Source organism: Finegoldia magna ATCC 29328 (assembly GCF_000010185.1).
Classification (GTDB): Bacteria; Bacillota; Clostridia; order Tissierellales; family Peptoniphilaceae; genus Finegoldia; species Finegoldia magna_H.
This window is the reverse complement of the sequence record NC_010376.1, coordinates 611,466-625,386: the sequence shown is the minus strand read 5'-3', so window position 1 is coordinate 625,386 and position 13,921 is coordinate 611,466. Positions and strand designations below refer to the sequence as shown.

Sequence of the window (13,921 nt, the reverse complement as noted above, 5' to 3'; positions counted from 1 at the left end):
AATATTCCCCCTAAAAATTTGGTGGTGACATAACCCATATCACCTCGCAGATTTTTGTGCCATTATTTTCTAACATTCTAGTTTTATTGCACTTTGTGTAAAAACAATCACCCTTTTTTAATTTATATTTTTCATTGTCAAGATAAATGTTACAACTTCCTTCCAAAACATATCCAAACTCTTCACCTTCAAAAGGATTGTACTCTTTAGTTTCTCCCTTGCCCTTAAGTGTAATAAGAACAGGCTCCATAGTGTTTACCTGAGATTTTGGAACAAGCCATGTAATAGAAGATTTCATGCTAACATCTTCGCTAGATTGATAATCTTCTTTTGTGAAAATTTCTTTTACAGAAAGATCATCTGCAAAAAAAGTAGCCATATCAGTTCCCAAAGCATTCAACACGTAATTAAGTGAATCCACAGAAGGACTTGTCAAATCTCTTTCTAATTGGGATATAAAACCTTTTGTTAAATCCGATCTTTCTGCCAATTCTTCTTGGGTCAAACCAAGTTTTAATCTTAAAGATCTTATTTTATCTCCTATTTCCATTATTATCTCCTTACTTAAAATATTAAACCAAAAGTATTATAACATAAAGACACACAAAATTAAACAAAATGTTAAAAATATTTTACTGAATTTTCACTAAAAAATACTCCCAAAATTAATTGAGAGTATTTCATAAATCTAATTAAAAGCTTCTTCCAGCTCCTCCACCTCCGGATGAGCCTCCTCCGCCAGAGAATCCTCCCCAGCCTCCAGAAGAACCTCCTCCAAATCCTCCGCCGAATCCACCGAAGTCATCGTCATCGAATCCTCCACCAAAACCCGGGAAGAATATTGTGCCACCTCGTCTTCTACCTCCGTATCGACGATTTCTACGATTATTCCTAGAAATAAAATACAAAATAATAAGAAATATTATTATTCTTAATATAGTATTAAAAAGTGGTGGCTGTGTATTTCTACTTAAATTTTCTTGATATTTGTCAAAGTCGCCATTTAATTCTACGTTATATTCAGCAGCGACTTCACTGACAACCGCATTGAATCCTTCTTGTAAAGCGTTAGAATAATTTCCGTCTTTTAAATCATCTAGCATATATTCATCGATAATTCTACCAACTTTACCGTCGTTAAGTCTTCCTTCAATTCCATAACCTGTTATGATATTGATGTGACGATTACGACCCTTAGGTTCATTTAAATCTTGTGATAATAAAATCAGAACACCGTTTTTCTTAGTGGCATCTCCGATTTTCCATTTGTTAAACAAATCAACGCCATAATCAACAGGATCTCTTCCTTTTAAATCTTTTATTGTCACGACAAGCACTTGTGAGCCTGTTTTTTGCTCAAGTTCTACATTCGTCTTAACTATTTTATCTTTAACTTCCTGGCTAATAACACCCATCTCATCAAGATAAAAAGTATCCGGTGATTTCGGTAAATCTTGGGCAAAAGCATTTACATTAAAAATTAATAAAAAAGCTAAAACAAATGAGAATATCCATCTACATTGCTTTCTCATTATTTATTTGTCCTATTCAAAATTAACTTGTGGTGCTTTTTGTGCTGAAGCATCAGCTTCAAAGTATTTTTCAGAACTGAATCCCATTAATCTAGCAAATATTACTGTTGGGAATCTCTTAACTTTTTGATTGTATGTTTTTACAACTGTGTTATAATTCTTTCTTTCTGTAGCTATTCTATTTTCAGAGCCTGCTAATTCATCCATAAGTTGTGTGAAATGTGTATCTGATTTTAATTCTGGATATCTTTCGACAACAACATTCATTCCATTTAATGCATTTGTCAACTCATCATTTGCTTTTGCTAATTCTTGTGGATCTTTTGCATTCTTTACGCCGCTTCTAGCTTCAGAAACTTTGATGAACACATCTTCTTCGTGTTTTGCAAATCCTTTTGCTGTGTTAACCAAGTTTGGAATTAAATCCGCTCTCCTTTGAACAACATTTTGAACTTGTGCATAAGCCTCATTCACATTTTCTTTTGACTGAACTAATCCATTGTATTGTGGTATTAACAATAATGCTAATACTACAATAATACCTATAATAACTCCTGCTTTTTTCATATTTCCTCCTATTGTCTAATCTTAATCAATTCCATATTATCAATACACTCTTGAACCAAGGCTTCAATATCTAAATTTTCTTCTTCTCTTTTGACATCGTAAATTCTTGGTTTAGTGACTGGTCTTTTCGGTGTAAACACCGTGCAACAATCTTCAAAAGGCAAAATCGATGTTTCATACGTTCCAATTTCCCTTGCAATTTCTATGATTTCTGTTTTATCACTTGCAATTAAAGGCCTTAAAATAGGAAGACTTGTAACTTCATTAATAACTGAAACACCTTGAATAGTTTGGCTTGCAACTTGTCCCAAACTTTCTCCTGTAATCAAAGCGTCTATTTTGTTTTCATTCGCAATTCTTTCTGCAATTCTCATCATGAATCTTCTAGAAATAATAGTCATCATTCTTTCTTTGCAGTTTTTAGTGATAGCTTTGTAAACAGGAAGCAAATTCACAGAATAAAAGTTAATATTGCCAGTGTAATATGAAACTTCTTCTGCTAACTGCTTAACCTTCTCAAATCCTCTTTGACTTGTGAATGGATAACTGTGGAAATGCAAACAATCTACACGCACTCCTCTTTTCGCCATCAAAAAAGCAGCTACCGGACTGTCTATACCACCAGATAATAACAACAAACCTCTTCCGGAACTTCCAATTGGAAGTCCTCCCCATCCTTTTATTCTATCAGTGTAAACATAACAATTATCCTTAATGTCTACATAAATGAAAAAATCAGGATTCTTGATGTCAACCTTAACGTAATTTCCATATTTTTTTAATATAGTGCCACCTAAAAGTGGATTTAACTCAGGCGATTTAGGTTCGAATCTCTTGTCAACTCTATGAACATCAACTTTGAAAGTTTGAAGTTTATCTTTGATAATTTTACCTTCTATTATCTTTAATACCCCGTCTTGCATACTTTCAACCGTTTTTTCACATTTAACGCAAGGACTAATGTACACTATTCCAAAAACTTTCTTAATATGATCTATAATTTCATCAAAATCATTTACATCGGCTTTGATGTATAATTTTCCTTGCTCTTGATAATATTCTTCGATTTTATAATCAGAAATCGCATCCAATATTTTACTTATCGCACGCTTTTCAAAAGTGTGTCTGTTCTTTCCTTTTAATGTTAGTTCACCAAAACTAACAGATATATACCAATCTAACATTTATCTCCTCATAATATCTCTAATATCTTCTAATCTAAGCTTTAATTTCTCAACAAATACATCCAAAACATCTTCAGGTGTGTCATCTGTAAATGAAATTCTTATACATCCATCTGAAAATTCATCTGGTGTATTGATGCTTTGAATAATTCTTGATTTTTTGGAACCATTACATGCACTTCCTGTAGAAATATAAATTCCATCTTGTTCCAAATAGTGTAGCAACACTTCGCTCTTAATGTAATTAAAACACACATTTGTAATGTATGGACTGTATCCTTCCAATTTGGAATTAAAATACACACCATCAATATTGGATAATTCATCCATCAAATATGATTTCATCTTGTATAATCTGTCGTAAGTTTCATCAATTTTTGAAAAAACTTCTTCACTCGCGCATTTCAAAGCCACAATCCCTGCAACATTTTCTGTTCCTGGTGAAATCCCAAATTCTTGTGATCCTCCTGTTATAATAGGCTTTACTCTTTCAGGATTTCTAATGAAAATCGCACCAATTCCTTTTGGAGCGTGAATCTTGTGACCGCTAATTGTGTAGAAATCAACCTTAGCTTCATTTAGATTCAATTTAATTTTGCCAAAACCTTGAATACCATCTACGTGGAACAAAGTATTAGGATTTTTTTCTTTGATTTTCTTTCCCAATTCTGTAATTGGTAGAATTTTTCCTGTTTCATTATTGACATGCATAACTGAAACTAAACGAGTCTTGTCATTTATCAAATCAATAATATCATCAACTTTAAAATCATCACCTACATTTACAAAATGAACAGTTCTATTTTCCTTCAATTTATTATAAGTCTTAAACACAGAAGAATGTTCAATACTTGTAGTTATAAATTCTTCTTTTTTATCATTTGTAACACTTCCGTTTATTGAAATGTTATTACCTTCAGTCCCACAAGATGTAAAAAACACATTTTCTGGCTTAACATTTAATAAGTTTGCAATTGAATTTCTTGAATCCGTAACAAGTTTTTCAGCCTTCATTCCAAAATCGTACAAGCTGGAAGGATTACCAAAATCAACAGTCATTGCATTAACCATTTCTTTTACTGCATTTTCAGATACTTTCGTAGTTGCAGCATTATCTAAATATATCATTATATCCCTTCATTCCTATTTTAAATCATATTAATATTATAACATGTAGAGAAAATTTACCAAAATCATAGTATAATGGAAATGGTGATAAAATGAATGAAAATCAGCTAATTTTAAATATAGAAACAACGGGAATTGATCCTCACAAAAACCATATCTATCTTATAAATATATTTACAAATGATAGATATTATAATTTTTACTCGATAAACAATAAAAGTGAAGAAAAAATCATAAAATCAGCTTATAAAATTATACAGGACAAACAAATTATTTGTTTTAGTGAGTTTGATATAAAATTTATCAATGCTAAGATAATAAAATATACAGAATTTGATGCCGTTAATAATTACATTTATTTACAGAAATTAATTAGAAATTACTACAAAATCTCGTTCACTTCCCTAAAAGCAAAAGATTTGGCAACTAAATTATTCGACATTAATATAGATGAAAAATCAAAATCAGTAAAAATTTACAAAAGATTTTCAAAATCAAATCATATTTCTGATGAATTAATCGAATTTGCCAAAACATCATTGGCATTCAAATTGAAACTTTACGAATATATGATACAATACTTCGAAAAAAACTTTGATACATTTGAAATTTGTTCAACTAATATCAGATACTTGTTGTATAGTATTAAAAAAATAAAAAACAACTTAGAAATTATTTTGATTACAGATAATAAAATTGAAATTGATGCAATGTATGAATCAACTCAAGTACAATCACAAGACATGTTCTTAACATTAAGTTTGAGCTTACATGAAGGATACATTGATAAAGATTTTGTAGAATGTATAATGACAAGTATGAAAAACAATTATAATTTGGTAAGCAATTACTATCCTTTAGTAATAAATGATGAATTTATCTATGAAAATATTAAAGAATTAGTAAAATACACACTAACGGAGATTTTTAATGAATAACAAAACAAAAAGAATTTTATGTTCGATTATAGGTAATTTACTGATAGGATGCAGCATCGGAATTCTGAAATTGTCAAAATCAGGTCTAGATCCACTAAGTTTTATGAATAGTGGTTTTTCAAGTTTTTTGAATAAAGATTTTGGAACTGTAATCACAGTATGTAATATGATTATGCTTGTTATCGTATTCTTCTGCCACAGAAAATCTATAGGACTAGGAACGGTCATAAGTATGGCAACAGTTGGTTATACAGCAGATTTTGTATATATGCTAATAAAATTTATGAATACAGACAAATTTTGGATAAATTTCATTTTCTTGTTAATCGGAATAAATATAATGTGCTTTGGAGCTGGAATGTACCTAGAAGCAGACCTAGGCGCAAGTGCATATGACTCCATGCCGTTTGTCGTAAACAGTGTACTAAAAAAAGATTTCTCATATAAATATACTAGAATTGTATTGGATATAATAACTATTCTAGTTGGTATAGCTTTCGGTCAACAAATCGGGATTGGTACAATATTTTTAGGTTTCTTCTCGGGTCCACTAATCGTATTTTACAGAGATTTATCAGAAAAATTAATATTTAAAAACAGATAAAAAATATTTTTAAACTTGTATTGAATTAATTTTTGGTTTGTTTATAATAAAAGTAGATACTAATTTTTAATAACCGGAGGAAAAAATGAAACTACTCGCACTTAAAAATAAGAAAAAAGGATTCACATTACTTGAATTATTAGTTGTACTCGCAATACTTGCAATACTTATAGCAATAGCTGTCCCTGTCTACAAAAACCAAAAAGAAAAAGCAGCCATAACTGCCCACAATGCTAACGTAAGAGTCTTGGAAACAGCTGTGGAAAGCTACAGGCAAGATAATGATGGTAAATTACCTGGGAACTTGCAAGAACTTGTTAAAGGAGAATATATCAAAAGTGTACCAAAAGTTCCAGCAAGTAATAACGAAAATTTAAAAGGTGTAAAAACTTATTCAATAGATGAGAAAAAAGGAATAATTATCCCAGTAGAAATAGATCGTGATAAAAAAGAATCTGATAGTAGTCAGTCAAATACCAATAGAAATTAATAAGAAAACAAATTAAAACTCAAACCTGCTTAATCAAGCAGGTTTTTTAATTCAAAAAAGATAGCACTAAGCTATCTTTTTCTATATGGCAGAGATTGAAGGAATCGAACCTTCATCACTCAGATTCGGAGTCTGACATTTTACCAATTAAACTAAATCTCTATACCCTATTATATAAAATTTTTGGTTGTTTCGTTTGTATTATACTATATACAATATACGGTTTCAATTTTCCTGTACATTCAAAATAGAAAAACAAAAAGCATGCAAACATAAATACGTAAGCATGCTTTGTCGTGGCAGGGGATAGAGGACTTGAACCCCTGACATCCGGTTTTGGAGACCGACGTTCTACCACTGAACTAATCCCCTTGGTGCCCAGAGCCGGAATCGAACCAGCGACACAAGGATTTTCAGTCCTTTGCTCTACCGACTGAGCTATCTGGGCACGTACTTTATTTAGGAAATGATTTCAATATTATAAAAAAATATTTCTTGAATAAATCAAGAAATAAATTGGTGGGCCTTCAGGGACTCGAACCCGGGACCTACCGGTTATGAGCCGGGCGCTCTAACCAACTGAGCTAAAGGCCCAAGAATAAATCTTATATTCTTGGCGGAGAAAGAGGGATTTGAACCCTCGCATCCCGTTAAGGATCTACTCCCTTAGCAGGGGAGCCTCTTCAGCCACTTGAGTATTTCTCCTAAATAAAGTAATTTAAAATGGCGGAGAGGGTGGGATTCGAACCCACGCGGGGTTGCCCCCAAACGGTTTTCAAGACCGCCTCGTTATGACCACTTCGATACCTCTCCAGATTTGGTGGCTCATCCGGGACTCGAACCCGGGACACCCTGATTAAAAGTCAGGTGCTCTACCATCTGAGCTAATGAACCATATTGGCTGGGGTGACAGGACTCGAACCTGTGGAATGCAAGAGTCAAAGTCTTGTGCCTTACCAACTTGGCGACACCCCACTATTATTGGCGCACCTAGGGGGATTCGAACCTCCGGCACACGGATTAGAAGTCCGTTGCTCTATCCAGCTGAGCTATAGGTGCTTAATTGGAGCGGGTGAAGGGAATCGAACCCTCGCAACCAGCTTGGAAGGCTGGGGCTCTACCACTGAGCTACACCCGCATATAGGTAATTTTTTATTATTGTGTAAATTTTATTGGTGGAGGAGGGTGGATTTGAACCACCGAAACATAAAGTAACGGATTTACAGTCCGTCCCCTTTGGCCACTCGGGAACTCCTCCTTGATCCTTTATTAAAAAGGATTTGGAGCTGGTGGGAGGACTTGAACCCCTAACCTACTGATTACAAGTCAGTTGCTCTACCAATTGAGCTACACCAGCATACTTGGCGACCCGGAACGGACTTGAACCGTCGACCTCCAGCGTGACAGGCTGGCATTCTAACCAACTGAACTACCGGGCCTTGTGTTAGAATTTGTTATCTTTGTTTTTGTAAAAAATATATGGTGGGCGATACAGGGCTCGAACCTGTGACCCCCTGCTTGTAAGGCAGATGCTCTCCCAGCTGAGCTAATCGCCCATATATCTGGTGACCCTACCGGGATTCGAACCCGGGATACCGCCGTGAAAGGGCGATGTCTTAACCGCTTGACCATAGGGCCTTAATTACTAGGTTTTCGTTATATATATTCATTTGTTAACAACTTACTTATTTATTTTAGCATTTAATAAGCATTTTGTCAACACTTTTTTTCAGTTTTTTTACTCAGGTTTTACATAAACTATATGTATGGTTGCGGGAGCAGGATTTGAACCTACGACCTCCGGGTTATGAGCCCGACGAGCTACCAAACTGCTCTATCCCGCGTTATTGGTGCCGAGGATCGGAATCGAACCGATACGGTGTTTAACCACCGCAGGATTTTAAGTCCTGTGCGTCTGCCAGTTCCGCCACCCCGGCATTTGGCTCCCAGGGTGGGACTCGAACCCACAGCCTATCGGTTAACAGCCGAGTGCTCCACCATTGAGCTACCTAGGATTATTACCACTCTTATGAGTGGTGTTCGCTTTTTAAAGTTTGATTACTTTTATTCGAAAATTTAATGTTTTCCATGAGCGACGCTTCGAACGAGGAAATCTTCATTTCTTTATCTTTAAAGAAGATTTCTGAAGTGAGGCTGAGCGAATGGAATTATTAAATTTTCCTTTAGTAATCAAACTTTAATTTCTTTGTTTGGCGACTACCTACTCTCCCACGACGTTTCCATCGTAGTACCATCGGCGTTAAGAGGCTTAACTTCTGTGTTCGGCATGGGTACAGGTGTATCCCTCTTGCTTTTATCACCATACTATTCACTTTTTACATCTCAATCAATAACAGTATATATTTCCAGTCAAGTTTTCGATTTATTAGTATCAGTTAGCTTTGATATTACTATCTTTACACCTCTGACCTATCTATCTTGTTTTCTTCAAGTAATCTCATAGAAATCTTATCTCGAGGTTGGTTTCGTGCTTAGATGCCTTCAGCACTTATCCTTCCCAGACGTAGCTACCGAGCTGTGCACTTGGCAGTACAACTCGTACACCAGCGGTCTGTCCATCCCGGTCCTCTCGTACTAAGGACAGATCCTCTCAAATTTCTCACGCCCACGGTGGATAGGGACCGAACTGTCTCACGACGTTCTGAACCCAGCTCGCGTGCCTCTTTAATGGGCGAACAGCCCAACCCTTGGAACCTACTCCAGCTCCAGGATGAGACGAGCCGACATCGAGGTGCCAAACCTCCCCGTCGATGTGGACTCTTGGGGGAGATAAGCCTGTTATCCCCGGGGTAGCTTTTATCCGTTGAGCGATGGCCCTTCCACTCGGTACCACCGGATCACTAAGTCCGACTTTCGTCTCTGCTCGACCTGTATGTCTCGCAGTTAAGCTCGCTTTTGCCTTTGTACTCTTTGAATGATTTCCAACCATTCTGAGCGAACCTTTGAACGCCTCCGTTACTTTTTTGGAGGCGACCGCCCCAGTCAAACTGCCCGACTGACAGTGTCCTATTACCAGCTTCATGGTAACTAGTTAGAACTTTAGAATTAAAAGGGTGGTATCCCAACAGTGACTCTGCAAACTCTGGCGAGCTTGCTTCTTCGTCTCCCACCTATCCTGTACATTTAATCCCAAAATTCAATGTCAACCTGCAGTAAAGCTCCACGGGGTCTTTCCGTCCTACCGTGGGTAAGTCGCATCTTCACGACTACTACAATTTCACCGGATCCTTTGTTGAGACAGCGCCCAAATCGTTACACCTTTCGTGCGGGTCGGAACTTACCCGACAAGGAATTTCGCTACCTTAGGACCGTTATAGTTACGGCCGCCGTTTACTGGGGCTTAAGTTCGTTGCTTCGATTGCTCTAACAAGTCCCCTTGACCTTCCAGCACCGGGCAGGTGTCAGCACCTATACTTCATCTTTCGATTTAGCAGATACTTGTGTTTTTGGTAAACAGTCGCTTGGGCCTATTCTCTGCGACCTAATTTCTTAGGCATCCCTTCTCGCTAACTTACGGGATTATTTTGCCGAGTTCCTTAACAAAGGTTCTTCCGCGCGTCTTAGAATTCTCTTCTTGCCTACCTGTGTCGGTTTGCGGTACGGGTACAAGATTATTCGATAGCACCTTTTCTTGGCAGTTTGAATCTGTCGCTTCGCATCTTTCTGCTCCCCATCATAACTTACGTTGACGAATATACGGATTTGCCTGTATATTCTGGCTTGTTATTTGGACGTGCACAACCATTCGCACGCTCGACTTTTCCTTCTGCGTCAGTACTTCTCTCAATCACAATCTTGTAGTACAGGAATTTCTACCTGTTGTCCATCGACTACGCCTTTCGGCCTCGCCTTAGGTCCCGACTTACCCTGAGAGGACGAGCCTTGCTCAGGAATCCTTGGGCTTTCGACGGGGATGATTCTCACATCCCTTTTCGCTACTCATGCCAGCATTCTCACTTGTATATAATCCACAATTGCTTACGCTTTTTGCTTCTTCTCATATACAACGCTCCTCTACCGATAGAAAAGCTATTATGCCAGTTGTATGTTGTTAAGTGTTTTAGAAATTGTATCGTTTAATAGTTTTACGCTTTGTGTTTTCACAAATTTTGTTTTATGTCTTTCTCTCTTACTTTACTAGTTGATATATTTCCTGATCTTAACCATACTTCTCGCATAATTGCTTTTCTATCCCACAGTTTCGGTATCAGATTTAGCCCCGTTCATCTTCGGCGCATTACCACTTGACCAGTGAGCTATTACGCACTCTTTAAATGTATGGCTGCTTCTGAGCCAACATCCTGGTTGTCTGAGTAGTATTACATCCTTTCCCACTTAATCTGTATTTTGGGACCTTAACTGGTGGTCTGGGCTGTTTCCCTTTTGACTATGAAGCTTATCCCTCATGGTCTGACTCCTGTTCATCGATTTTCAGGCATTCGGAGTTTGATAAGTTTCGGTAGAATTACTTCCCCTAGACTATTCAGTGCTCTACCTCCTGTAATCTAAAACAAGGCTAGCCCTAAAGCTATTTCGAGGAGAACCAGCTATATCCGAGTTCGATTGGCTTTTCACCCCTATCCACAGGTCATCCGATAGCTTTTAAACGCTACCCGGTTCGAGCCTCCAGTAAATTTTACTTTACCTTCACTCTGCCCATGGATAGATCACCCGGTTTCGGGTCTACAACACGCAACTTTTGCCCTATTAAGACTCGATTTCCCTACGACTTCACATCTTAAATGTTTAATCTTGCTACGTATCGTAACTCGCTGGCCCGTTCTACAAAAAGTACGACATTAGAAGTCTTCTTCCTCTGTCTGCTTGTAGGCGCAAGGTTTCAGGTTCTATTTCACTCCCCTCCCGGGGTTCTTTTCACCTTTCCCTCACGGTACTATTCGCTATCGGTCACCAGGTAGTATTTAGCCTTAGGGGGTGGTCCCCCTATCTTCCCACAGAATTTCACGTGCTCCGTGGTACTCTTCTTAAAGTGTCTCTATTCTGATTTCGACTACAAGACTGTTACTTTCTTTGGTTCTTCTTTCCATAAGATTTGTCTATCAGTTTAGTCTTACTTTAATGGGCTGTTCTCTGTTCGCTCGCCGCTACTTGGAGAATCGAGTTTTCTTTCTTTTCTTGTTCCTACTTAGATGTTTCAGTTCAGAACATTCGCTTCCATACGCTATGTATTTACGTATGGATACTAGAGTGTGTCTAGTAGGTTTCCCCATTCGGATTCCCCCGAGTCACTGGATATTTGCTCCTACTCGAGGTTTTCGTTGCTTGTCACGTCCTTCGTCGCCTCCTGGTGCCAAGGCATCCGCCTTGCGCCCTTAGTTTCTTGACCGGAAATATATACTGTTATTCGATTTTCAATGTTCTAATGACCTTTGGTTAGGTCATTGGCCGTTTTTTGACAAATCAGAGATTTGAAACAAAACGGCACTTGACTTACAACGAAATCATAGATTTCTGTTAAGTCAATGGTGGAGATAAGGAGATTCGAACTCCTGACCCCCTGCTTGCAAGGCAGGTGCTCTCCCAACTGAGCTATACCCCCATAAAGAACCTTAAAGTAAATACTTGTTGAGTTAGCACTCCTTAGAAAGGAGGTGATCCAGCCGCACCTTCCGATACGGCTACCTTGTTACGACTTCACCCCAGTCATCAATCCTACCTTCGACTGCTCCTCAATTAGGTCACAGGCTTCGGGTATTATCAACTCCCATGGTGTGACGGGCGGTGTGTACAAGACCCGGGAACGCATTCACCGCGACATTCTGATCCGCGATTACTAGCAACTCCGACTTCATGTAGGCGAGTTGCAGCCTACAATCCGAACTGGGATTGGCTTTCGAGTTTTGCATTATATCACTATATAGCTGCCCTCTGTACCAACCATTGTAGCACGTGTGTAGCCCAGGACATAAAGGGCATGATGATTTGACGTCATCCCCACCTTCCTCCGATTTGTCATCGGCAGTCTACTTAGAGTCCCCGACATTACTCGCTGGTAACTAAGTATAGGGGTTGCGCTCGTTGCGGGACTTAACCCAACATCTCACGACACGAGCTGACGACAACCATGCACCACCTGTATGGATGTCTCATAAAGAGAGGGGTATATCTCTATACCTTTCACCCACATGTCAAGCCCTGGTAAGGTTCTTCGCGTTGCATCGAATTAAACCACATGCTCCGCTGCTTGTGCGGGTCCCCGTCAATTCCTTTGAGTTTCACACTTGCGTGCGTACTCCCCAGGCGGAATGCTTAATGTGTTAACTTCGGCACCGAGGTTTGACCCCCAACACCTAGCATTCATCGTTTACGGCGTGGACTACCAGGGTATCTAATCCTGTTTGCTCCCCACGCTTTCGTACCTCAGCGTCAGTTTGTGTCCAGAAAGTCGCCTTCGCTACTGGTATTCCTCCTAATATCTACGTATTTCACCACTACACTAGGAATTCCACTTTCCTCTCCACTACTCAAGTTTATCAGTTTCCAATGCTTTACGGGGTTGAGCCCCGATCTTTAACATTCGACTTATTAAACCGCCTGCGTACCCTTTACGCCCAATAATTCCGGACAACGCTCGCTCCATACGTATTACCGCGGCTGCTGGCACGTATTTAGCCGGAGCTTTCTTCTATGGTACTGTCATTATCTTCCCATAGGACAGAACTTTACGATACGAATACCTTCTTCGTTCACGCGGCGTCGCTGCATCAGGGTTTCCCCCATTGTGCAATATTCCCCACTGCTGCCTCCCGTAGGAGTTTGGACCGTGTCTCAGTTCCAATGTGGCCGTTCATCCTCTCAGACCGGCTACTGATCGTCGCCTTGGTGGGCTGTTATCTCACCAACTAGCTAATCAGACGCGAGCCCATCTATGACCGATAAATCTTTGACCGTTGAAACATGTGTTTCTACGATTTTATGCGGTATTAATCCCGGTTTCCCGAGGCTATCCCACTGTCATAGGCAGGTTGCTCACGCGTTACTCACCCGTTCGCCACTCTCATTAGTAATCTTCCACCGAGGTTTCTGTCTACTAAATCCCGTTCGACTTGCATGTGTTAAGCACGCCGCCAGCGTTCGTCCTGAGCCAGGATCAAACTCTCAATTTAATGTTTGTTTGAAGCTAGCTTTTCAGCTGACTTTTGCTTTTTTATTCTCACCGAATTATTGTTTGGTTTGTACTTCTCTCAAAGTATTTACTTTATTTAATTTATTAAGGTTCTATAGTTTGTTGTCTTAGTGACAACTTACTTCGCACTTTCGTAACGACTTTGTTAGTATATCATACTAACTTTTTCTTGTCAACACTTTTTTTGATATGTTTTTTAATCAAAATGTGTTTTTCTGAAATGTTACTTTAGTGAACTATTATAGTTTACTATCATCATTTCGTTTTGTCAAGTGTTTTGTAAAATTTTTTTAATTTTATTTTACGTGTA

8 protein-coding genes, 19 tRNA genes and 3 rRNA genes are annotated in these 13,921 nt (G+C 38.3%); 3 read left to right on the top strand and 27 right to left on the bottom strand.

Annotation, left to right across the window (positions count from 1 at the left end):
• Positions 1-10: 10 nt before the first annotated feature.
• The 5 genes from FMG_RS03065 to FMG_RS03045 all read right to left on the bottom strand — a co-directional run bounded on the left by FMG_RS03065 (position 11) and on the right by FMG_RS03045 (position 4,411).
• Positions 11-550 carry a helix-turn-helix domain-containing protein gene (locus tag FMG_RS03065; RefSeq protein WP_012290481.1) on the bottom strand — a complete coding sequence of 180 codons (540 nt, stop codon included), beginning with the start codon at positions 548-550 and terminating at the stop codon, positions 11-13.
• 142 nt (positions 551-692) lie between these two features.
• Positions 693-1,532: a TPM domain-containing protein gene (locus FMG_RS03060; RefSeq protein WP_012290480.1), complete on the bottom strand. Its 840-nt coding sequence runs from the start codon at positions 1,530-1,532 to the stop codon at positions 693-695.
• A gap of 12 nt (positions 1,533-1,544) precedes the next feature.
• A complete protein-coding gene (locus tag FMG_RS03055; protein WP_012290479.1) occupies positions 1,545-2,099 on the bottom strand; it encodes a LemA family protein in 555 nt (184 codons plus the stop codon).
• Positions 2,100-2,107: 8 nt separating this feature from the next.
• Complete coding sequence (thiI, locus tag FMG_RS03050; protein ID WP_002839266.1) at positions 2,108-3,283, bottom strand: tRNA uracil 4-sulfurtransferase ThiI; 1,176 nt, start codon at positions 3,281-3,283, stop codon at positions 2,108-2,110.
• Entirely contained in the window at positions 3,284-4,411 is a 1,128-nt protein-coding gene (locus tag FMG_RS03045) for a cysteine desulfurase family protein (RefSeq protein ID WP_012290478.1), read from the bottom strand.
• A gap of 92 nt (positions 4,412-4,503) precedes the next feature.
• On the opposite strand from FMG_RS03045, the gene FMG_RS03040 reads away from it, so the two are divergent.
• From FMG_RS03040 to FMG_RS03030, 3 genes are all read left to right on the top strand, one after another.
• The gene (locus tag FMG_RS03040) at positions 4,504-5,349 is read left to right on the top strand and encodes a ribonuclease H-like domain-containing protein (RefSeq protein ID WP_012290477.1); all 846 of its coding nucleotides are present in this window, start codon (positions 4,504-4,506) and stop codon (positions 5,347-5,349) included.
• Positions 5,342-5,953: a YczE/YyaS/YitT family protein gene (locus tag FMG_RS03035; protein WP_002838162.1), complete on the top strand. Its 612-nt coding sequence runs from the start codon at positions 5,342-5,344 to the stop codon at positions 5,951-5,953. Before FMG_RS03040 ends, FMG_RS03035 begins: the two co-directional genes overlap by 8 nt.
• Before the next feature lie 85 nt (positions 5,954-6,038).
• Complete coding sequence (locus FMG_RS03030; RefSeq protein ID WP_002839264.1) at positions 6,039-6,443, top strand: prepilin-type N-terminal cleavage/methylation domain-containing protein; 405 nt, start codon at positions 6,039-6,041, stop codon at positions 6,441-6,443.
• A gap of 86 nt (positions 6,444-6,529) precedes the next feature.
• On the opposite strand, the gene FMG_RS03025 is transcribed toward FMG_RS03030, so the two are convergent.
• The 22 genes from FMG_RS03025 to FMG_RS02920 form a co-directional block, all read right to left on the bottom strand.
• A tRNA-Arg gene (locus FMG_RS03025) sits at positions 6,530-6,605 on the bottom strand.
• Positions 6,606-6,740: 135 nt separating this feature from the next.
• Positions 6,741-6,815, bottom strand: a tRNA-Trp gene (locus tag FMG_RS03020).
• Positions 6,816-6,891: transfer RNA gene (locus FMG_RS03015), tRNA-Phe, on the bottom strand.
• Positions 6,892-6,960: 69 nt separating this feature from the next.
• Positions 6,961-7,037: transfer RNA gene (locus FMG_RS03010), tRNA-Ile, on the bottom strand.
• Between the two features lie 20 nt (positions 7,038-7,057).
• A tRNA-Ser gene (locus FMG_RS03005) sits at positions 7,058-7,148 on the bottom strand.
• A gap of 19 nt (positions 7,149-7,167) precedes the next feature.
• Positions 7,168-7,256, bottom strand: a tRNA-Ser gene (locus tag FMG_RS03000).
• Positions 7,257-7,261: 5 nt separating this feature from the next.
• A tRNA-Lys gene (locus tag FMG_RS02995) sits at positions 7,262-7,337 on the bottom strand.
• Between the two features lie 4 nt (positions 7,338-7,341).
• A tRNA-Gln gene (locus FMG_RS02990) sits at positions 7,342-7,418 on the bottom strand.
• Between the two features lie 7 nt (positions 7,419-7,425).
• Positions 7,426-7,502 (bottom strand) — tRNA-Arg (locus FMG_RS02985).
• A 5-nt stretch (positions 7,503-7,507) separates the two neighbouring features.
• Positions 7,508-7,581 (bottom strand) — tRNA-Gly (locus tag FMG_RS02980).
• 35 nt (positions 7,582-7,616) lie between these two features.
• Positions 7,617-7,701 (bottom strand) — tRNA-Tyr (locus FMG_RS02975).
• Between the two features lie 23 nt (positions 7,702-7,724).
• Positions 7,725-7,800 (bottom strand) — tRNA-Thr (locus FMG_RS02970).
• A 5-nt stretch (positions 7,801-7,805) separates the two neighbouring features.
• A tRNA-Asp gene (locus tag FMG_RS02965) sits at positions 7,806-7,882 on the bottom strand.
• A gap of 41 nt (positions 7,883-7,923) precedes the next feature.
• A tRNA-Val gene (locus FMG_RS02960) sits at positions 7,924-7,999 on the bottom strand.
• Positions 8,000-8,006: 7 nt separating this feature from the next.
• Positions 8,007-8,081: transfer RNA gene (locus FMG_RS02955), tRNA-Glu, on the bottom strand.
• Between the two features lie 129 nt (positions 8,082-8,210).
• Positions 8,211-8,287 (bottom strand) — tRNA-Met (locus FMG_RS02950).
• Between the two features lie 4 nt (positions 8,288-8,291).
• Positions 8,292-8,380 (bottom strand) — tRNA-Leu (locus FMG_RS02945).
• Between the two features lie 3 nt (positions 8,381-8,383).
• Positions 8,384-8,458 (bottom strand) — tRNA-Asn (locus FMG_RS02940).
• A 193-nt stretch (positions 8,459-8,651) separates the two neighbouring features.
• Positions 8,652-8,768 (bottom strand): 5S ribosomal RNA (rrf, locus tag FMG_RS02935).
• A gap of 41 nt (positions 8,769-8,809) precedes the next feature.
• Positions 8,810-11,811: ribosomal RNA gene (locus tag FMG_RS02930) — 23S ribosomal RNA — on the bottom strand.
• Between the two features lie 137 nt (positions 11,812-11,948).
• Positions 11,949-12,024, bottom strand: a tRNA-Ala gene (locus FMG_RS02925).
• A gap of 45 nt (positions 12,025-12,069) precedes the next feature.
• Positions 12,070-13,591: ribosomal RNA gene (locus FMG_RS02920) — 16S ribosomal RNA — on the bottom strand.
• The 16S, 23S and 5S rRNA genes sit together here with 19 tRNA genes alongside, the layout of an rRNA operon.
• Positions 13,592-13,921 lie beyond the last annotated feature (330 nt).

What these genes read in the sequence shown, in the direction of transcription:
- FMG_RS03065 (WP_012290481.1), bottom strand. Translation starts at nt 550, where the DNA reads ATGGAAATAGGAGATAAAATAAGATCTTTAAGATTAAAACTTGGTTTG.
- FMG_RS03060 (WP_012290480.1), bottom strand. Translation starts at nt 1,532, where the DNA reads ATGAGAAAGCAATGTAGATGGATATTCTCATTTGTTTTAGCTTTTTTA.
- FMG_RS03030 (WP_002839264.1), top strand. Translation starts at nt 6,039, where the DNA reads ATGAAACTACTCGCACTTAAAAATAAGAAAAAAGGATTCACATTACTT.
- FMG_RS03045 (WP_012290478.1), bottom strand. Translation starts at nt 4,411, where the DNA reads ATGATATATTTAGATAATGCTGCAACTACGAAAGTATCTGAAAATGCA.
- FMG_RS03055 (WP_012290479.1), bottom strand. Translation starts at nt 2,099, where the DNA reads ATGAAAAAAGCAGGAGTTATTATAGGTATTATTGTAGTATTAGCATTA.
- FMG_RS03040 (WP_012290477.1), top strand. Translation starts at nt 4,504, where the DNA reads ATGAATGAAAATCAGCTAATTTTAAATATAGAAACAACGGGAATTGAT.
- FMG_RS03035 (WP_002838162.1), top strand. Translation starts at nt 5,342, where the DNA reads ATGAATAACAAAACAAAAAGAATTTTATGTTCGATTATAGGTAATTTA.
- thiI (WP_002839266.1), bottom strand. Translation starts at nt 3,283, where the DNA reads ATGTTAGATTGGTATATATCTGTTAGTTTTGGTGAACTAACATTAAAA.